Raw genomic sequence first — 18,376 nt, forward strand, 5'->3', positions numbered from 1 at the left:
CGCGGAGCACGGTGCCTTGACCGAGTCGGACAAGCTACGTGGCTCCTACGTCGACCCGGTCACCGGTCGGATGACCTTCGCCGAGTACGCCGAGACATGGCTGCGGACGCGCTCGTTCGACAAGTCGACCCGGGAGAGCGCGGAGTTTCGGGTACGCAAGTATCCGCTGCCGTTTCTTCGGCTCGCAGAAGCTGGCCGAGATCAAGCCAGGCCACATCCGGGCATGGGACGCGGACATGTCGGCAAGCTGGCTCCGGCGACCCGGGCCGTGGTCTTCGCCCACCTGCGGACCATCCTCGGCGCGGCCGTCGACGACGAGCGGATCACCAAGAATCCGTGTTCGGCAAAGTCGGTCAAGCCGCCGCGACCGGTGCAGCGTCGGGTGGTGCCGTGGCGGTACGCCCAGATTTCGGCAATCCGCGGTGGCCTCGCCCAGCGGTACCGCCCCATGGTCGACCTCGGTGCCGGCTGCGGGTCTGCGGCAGGGGGGGAGATCCTTGGCCTCGGGGTCGATGACATCGACTTTGACGCGGGTTGGGTGCACGTCTGCCGTCAGGTCAAGCTCGTCCGGTCCCGGCTGGTCTTCGGGCTGCCCAAGAGCGACCGGGACCGCCGGATACCGCTGCTGTTCACCACCACCCGGCGCGGAGCGATCAACCGGCGCACCTTCGACAACAAGAGCTGGCGTCCCGCTGTCGTGGCGGCCGGCATTACGCCGACCCGCTTCACCGGGATGACCGGCTTGTTACGGGAAGCCGCTGGTTGGGGCCGGTTCGGCGGTGACCGGTGCCGGATTGAGTGAAGGACCCAGGGGATACGGTTGTCGTCATGGCAAAGCCGACCCGATGGGTGACCGACACCGGCCCAGAGCACTCCCAGTGGTACATCGACCGTTTCCGTCGGTTGGCGGCGGAGGGAGCAGACCTCGCCGGTGAGGCCCGGCTGATCGACGCCCTGGTAGCGCCGGGTTCCCGAGTCCTCGACGCCGGCTGCGGCACTGGTCGGGTCGCGGCCGCGCTGGCCTTGCGGGGTCACACCGTCGTGGGTGTTGACGCCGATCCCATGTTGATCGAGGCGGCGGGGGCCACCTATCCCGGTCCGCGCTGGCTCGTGGCCGACCTGGCGGAGCTCGATCTGGCCGCCGCCGACGAGCCGGAGCCTTTCGACGCCGCTGTGGTCGCCGGCAATGTGATGACCTTCGTCGCTGCGGGCACCGAAGCCGACGTGCTCCGCCGGGTCGCGGCCCACCTGCGCCCCGACGGCATCGTGGCGGTTGGTTTCGGCACTGACCGGGGCTACCCGCTGTCGGCCTTCGACGAGGATTCGGCTGCTGCCGGGCTACGCCGGGAGCACCGTTTCGCCACCTGGGATCTGCGCCCGTGGCGGGAGGAGAGTGACTTCGCCGTCACTCTGCTCCGGCGCCCCGCCGAGTGAACATTCGGGATGTCACCAGTAGTTGATCATCCTGGAGCGGCATCAGGAGTTCCCTGATGCCGCGGGTGTTGCGCGTTCGATGAGGGTGGCGAGCCCGTCCAGGAGGCGGTGGAGGCCAAACTCGTAGGCGTGGGCGGGGTCGTGGGCGCTGCCGTGAGCCGTGCCGGCGGCGCTGCCGACCCGGGTGGCCAGCGGGTAGGCCGCGGGGTCGAGGACCCGAGCCAGCAGCGGCCCGGCGGCCGCCCACCACTGTTCGTCGGTCATGGTGGTGAGCTGGGCAGTGGCCCGGGCATCGGCGGTGACTCTGGCGTTGGTCTGGACGAAGCTCAGCAGGAGGGTCAGGCAGTCGTCCATCTCGACGTCGTCGAGGCTCAAGCCGTCCAGCGCGGTCAGCTCGTGTTCGTACTTGGCGATCGCGCCCGGTCCGAGCGGGGGCCGCAACGTCGAGACCGTGGCGGTCCACGGATGGGTCGCGAAGAGCGTCCGGTTCTCCTCGGCCACGGCAGCCAGCCGTACTCGCCAGGGTTGTCCGGTGGTGTCGGTGCGTGACATCCGGCCGTACGCGGCGTCGAGCATCACGTCAAGTAGCTCCGCCTTGCCGGGCACGTATGTGTAGAGGGTCATGGGGGAGACCCGCAGCTCCTGGGCGACGCGACGCATGGTTAGACCAGTCAGCCCCTCAGTGTCGGTGACGGCGGTCGCCGCTTCGATCACGGCGTCCAGGTTGAGGCCGCGTTGCGGGCCTCGGCGCGCTGCCGTCGATGGCTCCCGCCAGAGCAGGGCGAGCGTACGCGCGGGGTCGCCGGCGCTGGTTACGTCAGGTGAACGCATAGTCATCTCCGCAATTTCTCCGTACGCTGTACAATGTACAGCGTACGACGTACGACGTACGAGGTATTTCGGATCATCGCGAGAAGGGCTCTTCCATGAAGGTCACCTCCACTGCCGTATCACTCAATGTCGAGGATGTCCCCGCCGCTGCCGCCTTCCTGACCGAGCACTTCGGGTTTCGTCAGGAGATGGCCGCGGACGGGTTTGCCTCGCTGACCCGCGACGACGCCGGTGTCCACGTTGTCTTCCTGCGGCATGGGCTCGCCACCCTCCCCGATGACCAGCGTGACGATCATGCCCGCGGTGTGATCCTGGCGTTCGTGGTTGATGATCTTGAGGGCGAGCTGGCGCGGCTGCAGGCCGAGGGCGTCAAGATCACCATGCCGCTGACCACCGAGGAGTGGGGCGAGCGCGCCTTCCAGGTCCGCGATCCGAACGGTGTCATCGTCCAGCTCGTCGACTGGAACGGTGCGGCGGAGCTTGGTCCCGCACCGCGTGGTGACGCCGACCGGTAGCCACCGCAGCAGTCCGGGATGACCTGATCGAATCTGGCATAGCTTGTCGGGTTGGTGCTGCCCGCGTGGCCCTAGCGTCGTGGGCGCAAGGGAAGGAGGGCCAGGTGCTGAAGCGGCTCAACGATGTCATGGCCCACCTCGAGCAGCAACTCGACCAGCCGGTCGACGTAGCCGAGCTGGCCCGGATCGCCGCGACGTCGGAGTACCACCTGCGGCGGCTGTTCTCCGCGCTGGCAGGGGTCGGTCTGTCCGAGTACGTCCGCCGTCGGCGACTGACCGTCGCTGCGGCGGAGGTGCTGTCGGGGGAGCAGTCGCTGCTCGACATCGCGGTGCGGTACGGCTACGGCTCCACCGAGTCGTTTGGCCGGGCGTTTCAGGCCGTGCACGGCGTCAGCCCAGGCGAGGCCCGCCGTACGGGGACGATTCTGCGCGCCCAGCCCCGGATCTCCTTCCGTCTCACCGTCGATGGGAGTGGCAGTATGGACTACCGAATCATGGACAAGGATGGTCCGGAGATCTCCCGTACCAGTGTCGCGGCGGACGGCGCGACCGCGGAGTCCGAACTGTGGATTCCGGTGGAGCGGGCCTGACCCCAGCGGGGATTGTCACAGCATCGACTGCTGCTCGTGCATCGGTGGTTTGCGAGGATGTTCGCATGGCTTACGACGCGAGCAACCTACCCGATGTGTCCGGGCTAACTGTCGGTATCGTCGGCGGCACGGGCGACCAGGGGCGTGGTCTCGCCTACCGGTTTGCCCGTGCTGGCCAGACCGTGCTGATCGGTTCCCGCTCGGCCGAACGCGCTGCCCAGTCCGCTGCCGAGATCGCCGCCCTGCCCGGGGTGCTCGCCGGCGCGAGCGTCACCGGGGCCGCCAACGAGGAGGTCGCCCGGCGCAGCGATGTGGTGGTCATCGCGGTGCCGTGGGACGGCCACGCCAGCATCGTCGGCGCACTCGCCGAGCCTCTGGCTGGCAAGATCGTGGTCGACTGCGTCAACCCGCTCGGCTTCGACAAGCAGGGCCCGTATGCCCTCACCGTGGCGGAGGGTAGCGCCGTCCAGCAGGCCGCCGCGCTGCTGCCGAAGTCCCGGGTGTGCGCGGCGTTCAACCACGTCAGTGCCCCATTGCTGGCGGATCCGCAGATCGAGCGGATCGAGCTGGACGTGCTGATCTGCACCGAGGAGCGGGAACTGGCCGGCATCGTCGGTGCCCTCGCCGCCCGGATCCCCGGCATGCGTGGCATCTACGCCGGTCGCCTGCGAAACGCCCACCAGATCGAGGCTTTCACGGCGAACCTGATCGCCATCAACAAGCGGTACAAGGCCCACGCCGGCATCCGCGTCACCGACCTCTGACGGTGGTGCGGGTCCGGACACATCCGCCCTCCACCGGGGTGGCGTTCGGAGGTGGGCGAAACGTGATGCGGCCCGCTGGGCTTCCAGCGGGCCGCATCAGTATCCTGCCGCGCCATAGCTAGCCGGCGCGTTCGTCGGTTAGCCCCGGCTGCCGTCGGCTCAGAAATCGACGGGAACACCGACCGCCTGGCAGGCCTCGATGAAGGTGTCGGTGGCCTTGTCGAAGGCGGGGTTGTCGGCGGCCTCCGGGTCCGCGGCGGCAGCCGCCTTGCCGGCCTCCTCGCTGTACGCCGTCAGCGCGGCGACGACCGCACTGTCGTCGGCTCCGGTGGCCGCGATGGTGGCGAACTCCGTCGCCAACCCGGTGAAGACTTCCTGGAACATCTCCGGCGTCGGCTCCTGGCCCGCCGACAAGGCGTCGAGCAGGTTTTGCTGGAGCTCCATACCAACCTTGTTGGCCGCTTCGCAGAGCTCCTTGTCGCCCTCGGCGGCAGCGGCCGCAGGTGGCGCCGAGGATGAGGCCGTCGTGGGGTCGGTGGTCGATGGCGCGGACGCGGTTGGCTCCGCTTCCTCCTCGCCGCCGCAGGCGGTGAGCGCAAGGACGGCGGCAGGGACCAGCAGAGCTCGGAAGAGTGTCTTCTTAAGCACGAAAAGGAATCTTACTCGGTTGGTCGCCAGTGGAGGTCGGCCAGGGGTGTGGGCTTCCCCTTCCAGCTCCTTGGCCGCCAGGATCGCGTGTGGATGGTCCGCCGGGGTTGCGGGTGGTGGTGGGCGTGCATGGCGGCGGTGACCTCGCTGTCGGCGCTGCCGGTGGCGGCGACCGAGTGGCTGGTCGGCGGTGGCCCGGGGTGGACCGGGCCACCGTCAAACCTCGGTCAGAAGGTGTGCTCGGCGGTGGGGAACCCGCCGTCGCGGACCTCGTCGGCGAAGCGCCGGGTCGCCTCGCCCAGGGTGTCGGCGAGGTTGGCGTAGCGCTTCACGAAGCGGGGCATCCGGCCGGTACGGAGGCCCGCCATGTCCTGCCAGACCAGCACCTGGGCGTCGGTGTCCGGGCCGGCGCCGATGCCCACGGTCGGGATGGTCAGCTCGGCGGTTACCTGTTTCGCCACGTCACCGGGGACCATCTCCAGCACCACCGCGAAGGCCCCCGCCTCGGCGACCGCGTGGGCGTCGGCGAGCACCTCCTCGGCGGTGTCGCCTCGGCCCTGGACCCGGTAGCCGCCGAGGGTGTGTTCCCGTTGTGGTGTGAAGCCGATGTGCGCCATCACCGGGATGCCGGCTCGGACGATCGCGGCGATCTGCTCCGCACAGTGCCGGCCACCCTCCAGTTTGACCGCGTGGCAGCCGCCTTCCTTCATGAAGCGTACGGCGGTGCGCAGGGCCGCGGTCGGACCCTCCTCATAGGAGCCGAATGGCAGATCGCCGACGACCAGCGTCTGCCGGGTGGCCCGGACCACGGCCCGGACCAGGGGCAGCAGCTCCTCGGGGGTCACCGGTAGCGTCGTGTCGTAGCCGTAGACGTTGTTCGCGGCCGAGTCACCGACCAGCAGCACCGGGATGCCGGCGGCGTCGAAGATCCCCGCCGTGTACTGGTCGTACGAGGTGAGCATCGCCCACCGCTCGCCACGCTCCTTCGCGGCGAGTAGGTCACGGACGCGGACCCGTCGGGTCGCCGGTCCGCCGTAGAGGGCGGTCACCTCGGCTGGGCTGGATTCCAGCATGGTTCTCTCCTTCCTCGAGGCCGCGTACGCGGTCCCCGGGCTCTGCCGCGATCGTCGCACCACACGGCGGGTCGCGGCAGGGGGCAGTGCAGGATGTCACTCCCCGGGTCTGTCACCCCGCCCCGACCAGGAGGTGTCACCCCGCTCCGAGCCACTCATTCGCTCCCGAGGCGCTCGGCGACTCCGGCCGCTCGGCCGTCCTCGCGCCAGCGGTTGGTGATTGGCAGGCGGCGGTCCCGCCCGAAGGCCTTCATCGAAATTTTGGTGCCGGGAGCGGACTGGCGCCGCTTGTACTCGGCGGTGTCCACCATCCGCAGCACCTGGTCCACGAGCGCCGGGTCGTGGCCAGCCTCGATCAGCCCATCCCGGCCCAGGTCGCCGTCGATGTAGCCGATGAGGATCGGGTCGAGCAGGTCGTACTCCGGCAGCGTGTCGGAGTCCAGCTGGCCGGGGCTCAGCTCGGCCGACGGGGGCTTGTTGATCGAGCTCTCCGGGATCGGTGGGGTCTCGCCGCGGTGGACCGCCTCGGCGTTTCGCCACCGGGCGAGATGCCAGATCAGGGTCTTCCAGACGTCCTTGACCGGGTTGAAGCCGCCGACCGAGTCGCCGTACAGGGTGGAGTAGCCGACCGCGAGTTCGCTCTTGTTGCCGGTGGTCAGCACCAGGTGGCCCTCCTGGTTCGACAGGGCCATCAGGATCACCCCACGGACCCGGGCTTGGAGGTTCTCCACCGAGAGGCCGGAGAGGGAAAGGTTGGCCAGGAACGTGTCGACGATCGGCTGGATCGGCTCGACCCGGTAGTCCAGTCCGGTGCGCTTGGCCAGCTCCGCCGCGTCTTCCCGGGAGTGCTCGGAGGAGTGCTGGCTCGGCAGCGACACCCCGACCACCCGGTCCGCGCCGAGCGCGTCAACGGCCAGTGCCGCCACGACCGATGAGTCGATGCCGCCGGAGAGGCCGAGCACCACTGAGGGAAAGCGGTTCTTGTCGACGTAGTCACGCAGGCCCAGCACGAGCGCCTGCCACACCTCCGCCTCGTCGGCCGCCGGGTCGAGGAGTTCCCCGGCCGCCGAGCTGTCGGTGGGGGCGGCCGGCAGCGATTCGATGCAGCGGTGGAGCACCCGCATCCCGTCGGCCAGTTCGATGTCGGCGGGCGGACCGTCGGCGGCGGCAGGGAGTTCCACGTCGTGCACCAGCAGGTGCTCGACGAACTGCGGCGCCCGGGCGAGCAGTTCCCCCTCCGCCGTCACAATCATGGAGTCGCCTTCGTACACCAGCTCGTCCTGGCCGCCGACCATGTTGACGTACGCGATGGTGGCCCTGGCCTCGGCGGCGCGGCGGCGGACCAGCGGTAGCCGGACGTCGTCCTTCTTCAGCTCGTACGGCGAGCCGTTGATGTTGATCACGAGGCCGACGCCGGCCTGCCGGGCGGCGGCGAACGGGCCCCCGACCTGCCACAGGTCCTCACAGATGGTCAGCGTGACATCCACTCCGCCGACCCGTACCACGGACAGCGTCTCGCCCGGCACGAAGTAGCGGTCCTCGTCGAAGACGCCGTAGTTCGGCAGGTGGTGTTTGAAGTAGGTGGCCACGGTCTTCCCGCCGTGCAGCAGGGCTGCCGCGTTCCGCGCCCCGTGCCCCGGCTCGGCGTCGCCGTTGACCTGTGGTGGGCCGTCCGCGTCCAGGTAGCCGACCACCACCGGCAGGTCGCCCAACCCATCGGCGGCGAGGTCGGCTGCGAGTCGGTCCAGCGCCGCCTTTGACGCTTCCATGAAGGAGCGGCGGAAGACCAGGTCCTCGACCGGGTAGCCGGTCAGGGTCAGCTCCGGGAAGGCGACCAGTTGGGCGCCGGCGTCGGTGGCGCGTCGGGCCCATTCCCGAATGATCGTGGCGTTGCCGACGAGGTCACCGACAATCGGGTTGACCTGGCAGAGTGCGAGACGCAGGGTGGTCATGTCCCTATCTTGCCGCAGCGGTCCGAGCCGGGTGTGGCGCGTGCTGGGAGACGGGTATGGCGCGTGCTGGGAGAGGGGTTCCCGGCCGGTTGTGGTGGGGATGGGACAGGCCGGTGCGGGCGCGAGAAGGTCGCGTAACGTCGGCGTAACGAGGCCGGTGGAGACTGATCGGTCAGGCCGGGTCGTCCGCGGCCGAAAGCGGACAATAGGGCAGTGAGGGGTGGAAGTGGACCGTCAGCAGGAGTTTGTCCTCCGTACGCTGGAAGAGCGGGACATCCGGTTCGTCCGGCTGTGGTTCACCGACGTGTTGGGCACGCTGAAGAGTGTGTCGGTGGCCCCCGCGGAGCTGGAGTCCGCCTTCGCGGAGGGCATCGGGTTCGACGGTTCAGCGATCGAGGGATTCGCCCGGGTCGTCGAGTCTGACATGGTGGCGATGCCGGACCCGACCACCTTCCAGGTCTTCCCCTTCGAAGGCGGGGTCAGCGGCGAGAGCGCCCGGATGTTCTGCGACATCCTGCTCCCCGACGGCAGCCCGTCCTGGGCCGACCCGCGTCACGTGCTGCGTCGGGCGCTGTCCCGGGCAGCGGAGAAGGGCTTCACCTACTACACCCATCCAGAGATCGAGTTCTACCTGCTGGAGGATGGGGTGTCCGACGGCTCGGTGCCGATCCCGGTCGACACCGGTGGCTACTTCGAGCACACCACCCACGCGGTCGCCCGGGACTTCCGCCGACAGGCGGTACTCGCGCTGGAACGAATCGGAATCTCCGTCGAGTTCAGCCACCACGAGGTCGCTCCCGGTCAGCAGGAGATCGACCTGCGTTACGCCGACGCGCTCAACACCGCCGACAACATCATGACGTTCCGGCACGTGGTCAAGGAGGTGGCGCTCTCCACCGGCGTGCAGGCCACCTTCATGCCGAAGCCCTTCACCGACCAGCCGGGCAGTGGCATGCACACCCACCTCTCGCTGTTCGAGGGGGAGCGCAACGCGTTCCACGACGCCGGTGACCCGATGAAGCTTTCCAAGGTGGCCCGCGCGTTCATCGCCGGTCTGCTGGTGCACGCCCGGGAGTACACGGCGGTCACCAACCAGTGGGTCAACTCGTTCAAACGGCTCTTCCCGCAGGCCCTGCCGAACCGGGTCACCGAGAGCCCCGCGTACGTCTGCTGGGGACACCTCAACCGCTCCGCGCTGGTCCGGGTCCCGGCGTACGGAAAGCCGAACTCGGCCCGGGTCGAGGTCCGGTCGCCCGACTCGGCGACCAACCCGTACCTGGCCTTCGCGGTGATGCTCGGCGCCGGCCTCAAGGGCATCGAGGAGGGGTACGAACTGCCGCCGGGCGCCGAGGACGACGTGTGGTCGCTGACCAGCGCCGAGCGCCGGGCAATGGGGTACGAGCCGCTGCCGGAGAACCTCGCCGAGGCGATCGACGTGATGGCCGGCTCCGAACTGGTCGCCGAGGTGCTCGGCGAGCACGTCTTCGACTTCTTCCTGCGCAACAAGCGGTCCGAGTGGGAGCAGTACCGCCGCGAGGTCACGCCGTACGAGCGGCAGCACTACCTCTCGCTCTGATCTCCGGCCCCAGCTGGCCCTGCTCCTGGCGTCGGCCGGCGTGCTGACCCGGCTGATTCGGATCCGACCGGGACTCGACGATGGCCGCGGTGCGGGCGAGGTGGCGCGGCTCGTCGCCGCGAACGGGCGGCGCGCCGGGGTTACCGGCGCGCCGCCCGTGAGATCCGCCGTCGGGCGGGGTGAACTACTTAGCCACGGAGCCGCCCGGCCCGCCGTGCCCGCCCAGGCCCCGGAGAACGCCGGCCTCGGCCGCCGTGGTGATCGCGTCGGCCTGCTCCTGGGTGAGCTCGCCGTCCTCGACCGCCTGCGCCAGACGCTGCGCGAGCGCCTCCTGCCGGTCGGCGGAGTCCGGGCGTTCTCCCCGCTCGGGCCGGTCGCCTCGCTCGGGCCGGTCGGCCGCCCGCTGTTCGTGCAGCTCCTCCAGCGCCGTGGCTACCTCGTCCACGTCAACGCCGAGCTTCTCGGCGAGCGCCTCGGCGAACGCGGCCTGCCGGTCGGAGCGCTTCTGCTCCTTGTCGGTGCCCTTCTCGGCGTCGGCGTCGGCGTCGGCGCTGGCGCTGGCGTTCGGCGAGGGCGAGGTGCTGTCGGCGGCCATGGCCATGGTCGGTGCGGCTACGCCGACGCCGAGCACACCCGCCGCGGCGAGTCCGGCCAGCAGGTGCTTCCTACGAATCGTGCGGGACATGGTGATCCTCCAACTCGTCGGGGTGGTGCGTTACGTGACCGACAGTGACCGCGCCCGCTGGAGGAACCCCGTGGCGAAGCTATGAGCCAGCTGGCAATCTGGGCGACTGCCGGGCGGTCGGTGAACCGACCATCGCGCCGGCGGGTCGGCGGCGGACAGCTGGGTCAGCGGACCGCCGGGGCGACGGTGAGAGTGCCGGCATCCGCGTCCAGGAGCGCCTCGGTGCCGACCGGAACGGTGAGCTGGCCCACCCCGTGCCCGATCGGCAACCCACCGAGGACGGGGACGCCGAGGTCCCCCAGGCGGTCGGTGAGCACGTCGGCGACGTCCACCGCCCACCCGTCGGCGCAGTCGGTGAACTGCCCGACCGCTACCGCGGCCAGCCCGGCCAGCACCCCGGCCCGGCGAAGTTGGGTGAGCATCCGGTCGATCTTGTAGGGGGGCTCCTGTACCTCCTCGAGTAGCAGCACCGCCCCGGTCAGGTCCGGCAGGTCCACCGTGCCGATCGACGCCACGATCAGGCAAAGGTTGCCACCGAGTAGCCGACCACTGGCCCGGCCCGGGACCCGGACGCGGAAGGTCTCCTCCTCCTGCCGGGCGGCCACCGTCACCGGTTCGGTAGTGGTCAGCGCGGCGTGCAGCGACTGCGCGGAGTCCAATGCCGTCCGTTCGTCCCGCCACGCCGCGCCGGGGCCGTGTAGCCCCGCCAGTCGGGCACCCCGCCAGAGCGCGAACTGGAGGGCGGTGATGTCGGAGAAGCCGGCCACCACCTTCGGGTCCCGGCGTACGGCCGCCATGTCGATCGCGTCCACCATGCGCTGCGCACCGTACCCACCCCGGGTGCAGATGATCCCCCGGACGGCGGGGTCAGCGAACGCGGCGTTCAGGTCCGCCGCCCGTAGCTCGTCCGCGCCGGCGAGGTAGCCCCGCCGGGCGTACGCGTTCGGGGCGGGCACCGGCCGCAGACCCCAGCCGGTGAGCAACTCGATGCCGCGGGCGACCCGCTCCGGCCGGGTGGGCCCGGACGGCGACACCAGAAGCACGGTGTCGCCCGGACACAGCGCGGGCGGACGGAGTACCTCGTCGGTGATCACAAGAGTCGAGCCTAACCAGCCTGCTAGTGGTCGCACGGGATAGCCTCGACGGCGTGGCAACCGCGTTGGTGATCGAGAATGACCCGACCGAAGACGCGCGTCGGCTCGGGGAGTGGCTGACCGAAGCCGGGCTGCAGCTGCACCTGGCCCGGCCGCACGCCGGCGACGAGCTCCCCGCCGACCTGGACGGATACGCGGCACTGGTCGTCCTCGGCGGTGGGCAGCAGGCGTACCCACTTCCCGACGGCGAGCCGTCGGCGTCCTGGCTCCCGCAGGTGGAGGCGCTGTCGCGCAAGGCGGTCCGGCACCGGGTGCCGACCCTGGCGATCGGCCTCGGCGCGCAACTGCTCGCGACCGCGCATGCCGGAACGGCCGAGCGCAGTCAGTCCGGGCCGGAGGTCGGCCCCGCGGTGGTGGGCCGCCGGGACGCCGCCGAGACGGATCCGCTCTTCAAGTACGTGCCGCTGATCCCGGACGTCTTCCAGTGGCACGCCGACGAGATCACCGAGCTGCCGGTCGGGGCGACCCTGCTGGCCGCCTCCACCCGCTACCCGCATCAGGCCTTCCGCCTCGGCGACCGGGCCTGGGGCCTGCAGTTCCACATCGAATGCGACACCGCGATGGTCGCCGACTGGGCGGCGGATTCGACCCTGCTCGCCGAGCTGGGCTACGACCCGGAGGTGGTCGTCGCCGCCTGCGCCGCGGTCATGGTTGATGTTGAGGAGGTCTGGCAGCCGTTCGCGGCGCGGTTCGCCGCCCTGGCCCGCGGTGAGTTGGACGTGGGGGCCCGCCGTAGCCTGCCGCTGCTCGGGCACGAATGAATCGGCCGACCCGGGCCGCGGGACGGCTCGCCCGCTACGGCTTCGGCACCAGCGACAACAGCGCCCGCGCCAGCGACCTGCTCGGCCCCACGGGCCTGGCACTCTGGCAGCCGGAGCGGCAGGAACCCGTGGACCAGCGCGCGGCGGAGCTACTCGCCGCGCTGTCGCGGGCCGCCGATCCGGACCTGGCGTTGCGCCAGCTGCACCGGATGGTGGAGGCCGAACACCGGGCCGCGGAAGCCGGTGAGACAGCCAATGGCGCTGACCCGGTGGGGATCGGGGACGCATCCGAGCTCCTCGCCGACCTGTACGACGACCCGGGGCTGCGGCGTCGGTTGGTCGCCGTCCTCGGCGCCTCCTCGGCGCTCGGCGACCACCTGGTCGCCAACCCGGGCCAGTGGGCTGACCTCCGGAGCACCGTGGACGGACTGGCACCCACCGCTGACGGCCGGCTCCAGCTGACCGGCGGGGACGGTTCGATCGCCCAGCTGCGGTCGGCGTACCGGCTGGCGTTGCTCCGGATCGCCGCGGCGGACCTGACCGGCAACCGGGGTGTGGAGCAGACGATGGCCGCGCTCTCCGCGCTGGCCGACGCGACTCTCACCGCTGCCTACGATCTCGCGCAGGATGAGCTGCCGGAGGATACGCCCCGACCACGGCTGGCCGTGGTGGCGATGGGCAAATGCGGCGGCGGCGAGTTGAACTACGTCTCCGACGTCGACGTGATCTTCGTCGCTGCCGAGGACGACGACCTTTCCGCCGCAACCACGATCGCCACCCGCCTGATTCACGTCTGTGGGCTGGTCGCCTGGCCGGTCGACGCCGCGCTGCGCCCAGAGGGGAAGCGGGGCCCGCTGGTGCGCACCCTCGCCAGCCACCTCGCCTACTACCGGCGGTGGGCCCGGACCTGGGAGTTTCAGGCGCTGCTCAAGGCGCGGCCGGCCGCCGGCGACCTCGCGCTGGGCCAGGAGTGGATCGAGCAGCTCGCGCCGCTGCTCTGGCGGGCCGCGGAGCGCCCGGAGGCGGTCGAGGATGTCCGGGCCATGCGGCGCAAAATCATTGATCACATCCCGCCAGCGGAACAGGAGCGTGAGATCAAGCGTGGTCCGGGTGGGCTGCGCGACATCGAGTTCGCGGTGCAGTTGCTGCAACTGGTGCATGGCCGTGGCGACGAGGCGCTGCGGGTGCCGGGCACCATTCCCGCCCTGCGGGCGTTGGTCGACGGCGGATATGTCGGGCGGGTGGATGGGGAGGCGTTGCTGCGCGGCTACCATTTCCTGCGCGCCGTCGAGCACCGGCTGCAGTTGCAGGGGCTGCGTCGTACCCACACCGTACCCATCGACCCGGACGCGTTGCGCTGGTTGGCGGGAGCGCTCGGCTACTCGGCGGCACCGGGGCGCAGCGCCGTCGAGGCGTTCCGAATCGAGCGGGTCACCCACGCCACCGAGGTGCGCCGGCTGCACGCCAAGCTGCTCTACCGGCCGCTGCTGGAGTCGGTCGCCCAGGTGCCCGCCGCCGGGCTGCGACTCACCCCGGCGGCGGCCCGCAACCGGCTGGAGATCCTCGGCTTCGCGGACCCGGCCGGGGCGCTGCGCCACCTGCAGACCCTCACCGGCGGGGTAAGCCGCACCGCGGCCATCCAGCGCACCCTGCTGCCGGTGTTGCTCAGCGAGTTCGCCGACGCTCCCGAGCCGGACCGCGGGCTGCTCAGCTATCGGAAGGTCTCCGAGAAGCTCGGCAGCACCCCCTGGTATCTGCGGCTGCTGCGCGACGAGGGGCCGGTGGCCCGCCGGCTGGCGCGTGTGCTCTCCTCCTCCCGGTACGCAACCGACCTGCTCGCCCGCGAGCCGGAGGCGCTGCGCCTGCTCGCGCAGGAGAGTGAGCTGGCGGCGCGGCCCCGCACGGTGCTCTGCGAGGGCTTCGCGGCGGCGGCGGCCCGACACGCCGGCGACCCGGTGGAGGCGATCCGGGCGGTCCGCGCGCTGCGCCGTCGGGAGCTACTCCGCCTCGCCTGTGCCGACGTGCTGAGCCGGGCCGGCTCGCTGGCCCCGTCGCCGCCCAACGTGCAGGGGCGGGCCGCTCCGGCCCTGACCGACGTGGGCGCGGTCGGTGCCGCGCTGGCGGATGTCACCGACGCCACCCTGGCCGCCGCCCTGCGCGCTGCCCAGGCGTCCCAGCCGCTGATGCCGGGTCTGCGCTTCGCCGTGATCGGCATGGGCCGGCTCGGCGGGTACGAGTCCAACTATCTCTCCGACGCCGACGTGGTCTTCGTCCACGATCCGCCGGCCGGGATGGACGAGAGTGCGGCGAGCGCCGCCGCGCGGGCGATCGCCGAGGAGCTACGTCGACTGCTCGGGATGCCCGCGCCCGACCCGGCGCTCGGCGTTGACGCCGATCTACGCCCCGAGGGGCGGCAGGGACCGCTGGTCCGCAGCCTCGCCGCATACCAGCAGTACTACGCTCGCTGGTCGCGGGTGTGGGAGGCGCAGGCGCTGCTGCGGGCCCGGTTCGTCTGCGGTGACGAGGAGCTGGGCGCTGAGTTCCTGGCGATGGTCGAGCCGCTACGTCATCCGGCGGCGGGTCTGACCTGGGAGCAGGTCGTCGAGATCCGGCGGATCAAGGCACGGGTCGAGACCGAGCGGATGCCCCGGGGCGCCGACCCGGCCACCCATACCAAGCTGGGCCGGGGCGGGCTGGCCGATGTCGAGTGGGCGGTGCAGCTGCTGCAGCTGCGGCACGCCGGGCAGCTGCCGCAGCTGCGGGGCACGCGTACCCTCGATGCCCTCACGGCGGCCCGGGACGCGGGCCTGGTGGACCCGGACGACGCCGCGGCGATGGCGGCCGGCTGGACCCTCGCCGCGCAGGTCCGCAACGCCTTGATGCTGGTGCGCGGCCGGGCTGCTGATCAGCTTCCCCGGCACGGGGTGGACCTGGCGGGGGTGGTTCGGCTCCTCGGCCACGACGATCCGGGTGAGTTCCTCGACGACTATCTGCGTACCGGCCGCCGTTCCCGCGCCGCCATGCAACGCGTCTTCGAGCTCTGAGGACCGTCCCGGGTGCAGCAGACCCGGCGGCGTCGGGCCGGGCAGGTCGGCGCGGCGGCTCTCCTCAGCTGCCGAGGGTCCACACCCCGGCACGCGGGACAGCGACAGCGGTCCACTCGCCGGCTGCCGTGACAGTGCCGCCGGTGGCGGTCAACCAGCGGCTGTATCGGACCCGCACCGGGACAGTGGCTGGCCCGTTGGTCTGGAACGTCACGGTCGCGCCGTCGGCCCGCAGGATCGTGCCGGGGGCGCCGACCAGGGGTGTCGGCTCGACCACCGCCCAGACCCGCCAGTGCGGGTCGGACCACACCTCGCGCAGGTAGGGCAGGCCGCCGCGGACCAGTTCCGCCTCGGCCCGGCCGACCCAGGACAGCGGTGCGTCGGGTACGGCCACGAACTGCACCGCGTTCGCCCGCAGCCAGCTGTGGTAGGTATGGGCGGTCAGCGGAACCCCGGTGCCGGTGGCACCCGGCACCGTGGTGAAGAAGAGCGGATTGCGGTCGATGTCCGCCTGGCGTAGCCACCCCCGCGCCAGTGGGACCTCGCCCAGCGCTGCCGACTCCCGGTAGGCGCGCGTCGGTGGGATCTCCACCCGCCCGATGAGCTGTTGGGTGGCGAGGAAGTCGCGCAGGGGAGCGAAGTAGGCGGGGCGGGTAGCCGGGTCGGTGGCGCTGCGCAGGTCCGCCGGGACGACCGGTGGCTGCCACCAGAACACGGCGGCGAGCAGGACCGCCAGGGTGAGTCCGCCGCTGACCCGCCGCCGGCGCAGCCCGGTGCCGCTGGCGGGAACAGGTCGGGCCGACCGACCGGTTCCCTCGCCGGTGTGCCTCGGCAACCATCGGCCATCACCGATTGTCGCGGCGGCAGCCAGCAGGGGGAGCGCGAACATTGCCGACAGGCGGGTCGCGTTCAGGCCGACCGGGGTGTGCAGCAGCGCCGCCGCGAGCACCCCGGCCGTGGCGAGCAGCGCGCCGATCCGCACCGGCCGGTACGCCACCAGCGCCGCCACCAGCAGGCTGCTCCCCACCGCCCGCACGGTGTCGGTGCGGCTGATGTTCATCCAGCCGCCGTCGCCGAAGAGCAGGGCGGTGAGCCCGAGCGGCAGCGCTGCCGCCAACCCCAGGGCGAGGCCGTCAACGTAGCGGCGGCCGAGCAGCAGCGCGGCACCGGCCAGCCCGACGAAGAGCCCGGCCACCGGGCTGGCCGCGGCGGCCAGCAGTGCTCCCGCCGTGGCCAGCACGAGTCGTCGTCGCCCGGCCGGCAGCGTGAGAGCGAGGAGGGCGGTGAGGCCGAAGGCCACCCCGAGCCCGTACGTGACCCGGCCGGCGACCAGGTTGCCGGCGAAGGTGACCGCCCCCACCAGGGCGCCGGTCAACGGCCGGGGCGCGTCAACGCGGCACAGCAGGGCAGCGAAGGCGACGGTTGACGCCACCAGGGCGAGCACCCCCGTCACCCGGACGCCGAGCAGCGCCATCACCGGCTGGGAGAGCAGGCTGTAGCCGAACTGGTTGACCCCGCCATACCACCGTAGGTCGACCGGGGTGGCGCCGTGGGCGGCGAAGAAGTCGGCCCGCGCCACCTGGGCGGCGAGGTCCGAGCCCATCGGTGGCAGCAGCAGGTACGTCCCACCGAGCACCACGGCCAACGTGGCGGCCGTCGCCACCACCGTCCGTGTGCCCCGCATGCTTACCTCCGTATTCGCGCCCACGGTACTGGCAGCATTTTCTACCGTGCCTATCCACCTCGTCGGCGGGACCGGCGCGACCCTCCCCACCGCCGGGGTGCCCCGGTGACCGGAGCAGGCGTGCCCCCACACGGGGCTGTGCAGACGCCGGTCCGGGCGGGAACGGTCCGCTACCTCGGTCTCGTCGGTGCGGTGCTGCTGGCCGTCGCCGGGTACGTCGGGGGAGCGCTGCCCGATGCGACCCTCGAACGGGTGTGGCACGCCGCCGCCGGTCCGCTGACCGTCCTGCTCTGGCTGGTCGGCACCGGCCTGCTGACCGGCGCGTGGTGGGCGTTGCGGCACGGTACACCGTCAACCGGGTGGGCGTACCGCACCGCCGGGCTGTGGTCGGTGCCGCTGCTCGTCGCGCCGCCGCTGGGTAGCCGGGATGTCTACTCGTACGCCTGCCAGGGCTGGGTGTACGGGCAGGGCGTTGACCCGTACGCGGTCGGGGCGGCGGTGGCGGGCTGTCCCTGGGTGGATGCGGTCGCACCGATCTGGCGGGACACGCCGGCGCCGTACGGGCCGGGCTTCGTGCTGCTTGCCGCGCTGGCGGTGGCGCTCGGTGGTGGGTTGGTCGGCGTGGTGGTGGTCTTGCGGCTGATCGCGGTGGCCGGGGTGCTGCTCATCGCGGTGTGTCTGCCCGGGTTGGCACGGGCGGCGGGGGTGCCGACTCGGCGGGCGGTCTGGTTGGCGCTGGCCGGCCCGTTGGTGGGGGTGCATCTGGTGGCGGGCGCGCACAACGACGCGGTGATGCTCGGGCTGCTGCTGCTCGGCCTGCTGGTGGTGGTGCGGTTCCCGGGCCGACCGCGACCGCTGGTGGTGGCGGGGGCGCTGCTCGGGCTGGCGGTGGGGGTGAAGGCGACGGCGGTGGTGGTGCTGCCGTTCGCGGCGCTCGCCGCGGTGCTCGGTCGGTTCACCGTGCGGGCGGTGCTGCGCGATGGTGGCTGGCTGGCCGTGGGCACTCTGATCGCCCTGGGGGGTGTGTCGGTCCTCTCCGGCCTGGGCCTGGGCTGGGTGGGCGGGTTGCGCCGCAGCGGTGACCTGGAGCAGTGGACGTCGCCGCCCACGGCCGTCGGCATGGTCCTGGACTACGCCGGTGAGCTCTCTGGTGGGCGTCCCGTCGCGGTGCCGGTGGTCCGGGCGTTGGCGTTGGTGTTGCTGGTGTTGGTCCTGGCGGTGCTGTGGTGGCGGGCCTGGTCGGCCCTGCGCGCGCTGAATGACGTCCGGCGGCGGGTGCTCCGGTTGGAGGCGGCTCGACCTCGGGTGGCCCTGCTCGGTGCCGGCCTGGCGCTGGCCGCCACGGTGGTGCTCGCCCCCGTCTTCCACCCCTGGTATGCGACCTGGCCGTTGGTCCTGCTCGCGGCGACCGCGACGCGGACGACCTGGTTTGTGCTGCCCTGCGCGGCGGCGGCCTTTCTCACGTTGCCGGACGGCACCAACCTGGCCCGGCTGGTGAAGGCTCCGGGGGCGCTGGTGATGACCGGGCTGGTGGTGGCGGCTGCCGTGTGGGGTGTGCCGCGGCTGTGGCGGTCCCGGACCAGCCGGGCCCCGTTCTCGTCGCGCTGAACCGAAGCCGGCCCGGGTTGCCGCCGCAACGTTGCGGCGGCAACCCGGGCCGGTCGC

Annotated in this window: 15 protein-coding genes and 1 pseudogene; 9 read left to right on the forward strand and 7 right to left on the reverse strand. The window is 71.6% G+C overall.

Annotated elements, in window-relative coordinates; genetic code table 11:
* The first annotated feature begins 16 nt into the window (after nucleotides 1-16).
* A complete protein-coding gene (locus tag K228_RS0103505; RefSeq protein ID WP_245603414.1) occupies nucleotides 17-802 on the forward strand; it encodes a site-specific integrase in 786 nt (261 codons plus the stop codon).
* Between the two features lie 26 nt (nucleotides 803-828).
* On the forward strand, nucleotides 829-1,434 hold the full coding sequence (locus K228_RS0103510; RefSeq protein WP_025617162.1) for a class I SAM-dependent methyltransferase: 606 nt from the start codon (nucleotides 829-831) through the stop codon (nucleotides 1,432-1,434).
* 42 nt (nucleotides 1,435-1,476) lie between these two features.
* Here K228_RS0103510 and K228_RS0103515 read toward each other — a convergent pair whose 3' ends face one another.
* Nucleotides 1,477-2,265: a TetR/AcrR family transcriptional regulator gene (locus tag K228_RS0103515; RefSeq protein ID WP_025617163.1), complete on the reverse strand. Its 789-nt coding sequence runs from the start codon at nucleotides 2,263-2,265 to the stop codon at nucleotides 1,477-1,479.
* Nucleotides 2,266-2,360: 95 nt separating this feature from the next.
* Here K228_RS0103515 and K228_RS0103520 point away from each other — a divergent pair, with 95 nt between their 5' ends.
* The 3 genes and pseudogenes from K228_RS0103520 to npdG all read left to right on the forward strand — a co-directional run bounded on the left by K228_RS0103520 (nucleotide 2,361) and on the right by npdG (nucleotide 4,134).
* Nucleotides 2,361-2,780 (forward strand): VOC family protein, encoded by a 420-nt coding sequence (locus tag K228_RS0103520; RefSeq protein ID WP_025617164.1) that lies wholly within the window; start codon nucleotides 2,361-2,363, stop codon nucleotides 2,778-2,780.
* A gap of 104 nt (nucleotides 2,781-2,884) precedes the next feature.
* Nucleotides 2,885-3,289 (forward strand): annotated as a pseudogene (locus tag K228_RS0103525) (helix-turn-helix transcriptional regulator); the annotation flags it as partial.
* Between the two features lie 146 nt (nucleotides 3,290-3,435).
* Nucleotides 3,436-4,134, forward strand: a complete 699-nt coding sequence (gene npdG, locus K228_RS0103530) for an NADPH-dependent F420 reductase (protein WP_025617166.1) — start codon at nucleotides 3,436-3,438, stop codon at nucleotides 4,132-4,134.
* Between the two features lie 159 nt (nucleotides 4,135-4,293).
* Here npdG and K228_RS0103535 read toward each other — a convergent pair whose 3' ends face one another.
* From K228_RS0103535 to K228_RS0103545, 3 genes are all read right to left on the reverse strand, one after another.
* Complete coding sequence (locus K228_RS0103535; protein WP_025617167.1) at nucleotides 4,294-4,782, reverse strand: hypothetical protein; 489 nt, start codon at nucleotides 4,780-4,782, stop codon at nucleotides 4,294-4,296.
* 227 nt (nucleotides 4,783-5,009) lie between these two features.
* Nucleotides 5,010-5,855 (reverse strand): 3-methyl-2-oxobutanoate hydroxymethyltransferase, encoded by an 846-nt coding sequence (gene panB, locus K228_RS0103540; RefSeq protein ID WP_025617168.1) that lies wholly within the window; start codon nucleotides 5,853-5,855, stop codon nucleotides 5,010-5,012.
* Between the two features lie 155 nt (nucleotides 5,856-6,010).
* Nucleotides 6,011-7,807 carry an NAD+ synthase gene (locus tag K228_RS0103545; RefSeq protein WP_025617169.1) on the reverse strand — a complete coding sequence of 599 codons (1,797 nt, stop codon included), beginning with the start codon at nucleotides 7,805-7,807 and terminating at the stop codon, nucleotides 6,011-6,013.
* Nucleotides 7,808-8,033: 226 nt separating this feature from the next.
* Between K228_RS0103545 and K228_RS0103550 the strand changes: the two genes are divergently transcribed.
* Nucleotides 8,034-9,383, forward strand: a complete 1,350-nt coding sequence (locus tag K228_RS0103550) for a glutamine synthetase family protein (protein ID WP_033776485.1) — start codon at nucleotides 8,034-8,036, stop codon at nucleotides 9,381-9,383.
* A gap of 184 nt (nucleotides 9,384-9,567) precedes the next feature.
* Here the strand turns inward: K228_RS0103550 and K228_RS0103555 are convergent, their stop codons facing one another.
* Both K228_RS0103555 and K228_RS0103560 read right to left on the reverse strand, forming a co-directional pair.
* Entirely contained in the window at nucleotides 9,568-10,068 is a 501-nt protein-coding gene (locus K228_RS0103555; RefSeq protein ID WP_025617171.1) for a hypothetical protein, read from the reverse strand.
* Between the two features lie 164 nt (nucleotides 10,069-10,232).
* Nucleotides 10,233-11,162, reverse strand: a complete 930-nt coding sequence (locus tag K228_RS0103560) for a S66 peptidase family protein (RefSeq protein WP_025617172.1) — start codon at nucleotides 11,160-11,162, stop codon at nucleotides 10,233-10,235.
* A gap of 26 nt (nucleotides 11,163-11,188) precedes the next feature.
* Here K228_RS0103560 and K228_RS0103565 point away from each other — a divergent pair, with 26 nt between their 5' ends.
* Both K228_RS0103565 and K228_RS0103570 read left to right on the forward strand, forming a co-directional pair.
* Nucleotides 11,189-11,983, forward strand: coding sequence for a type 1 glutamine amidotransferase (locus tag K228_RS0103565; RefSeq protein WP_025617173.1), 795 nt, complete (start codon nucleotides 11,189-11,191; stop codon nucleotides 11,981-11,983).
* Nucleotides 11,980-15,027 (forward strand): bifunctional [glutamine synthetase] adenylyltransferase/[glutamine synthetase]-adenylyl-L-tyrosine phosphorylase, encoded by a 3,048-nt coding sequence (locus tag K228_RS0103570; RefSeq protein WP_025617174.1) that lies wholly within the window; start codon nucleotides 11,980-11,982, stop codon nucleotides 15,025-15,027. Before K228_RS0103565 ends, K228_RS0103570 begins: the two co-directional genes overlap by 4 nt.
* Nucleotides 15,028-15,091: 64 nt before the next feature.
* On the opposite strand, the gene K228_RS0103575 is transcribed toward K228_RS0103570, so the two are convergent.
* Nucleotides 15,092-16,711, reverse strand: a complete 1,620-nt coding sequence (locus K228_RS0103575) for a hypothetical protein (protein WP_025617175.1) — start codon at nucleotides 16,709-16,711, stop codon at nucleotides 15,092-15,094.
* 105 nt (nucleotides 16,712-16,816) lie between these two features.
* Here K228_RS0103575 and mptB point away from each other — a divergent pair, with 105 nt between their 5' ends.
* Nucleotides 16,817-18,319: a polyprenol phosphomannose-dependent alpha 1,6 mannosyltransferase MptB gene (mptB, locus tag K228_RS0103580; protein ID WP_025617176.1), complete on the forward strand. Its 1,503-nt coding sequence runs from the start codon at nucleotides 16,817-16,819 to the stop codon at nucleotides 18,317-18,319.
* The last annotated feature ends 57 nt before the right edge of the window (nucleotides 18,320-18,376 follow it).

The organism is Salinispora cortesiana, from assembly GCF_000484695.1.
Classification (GTDB): Bacteria; Actinomycetota; Actinomycetes; order Mycobacteriales; family Micromonosporaceae; genus Micromonospora; species Micromonospora cortesiana.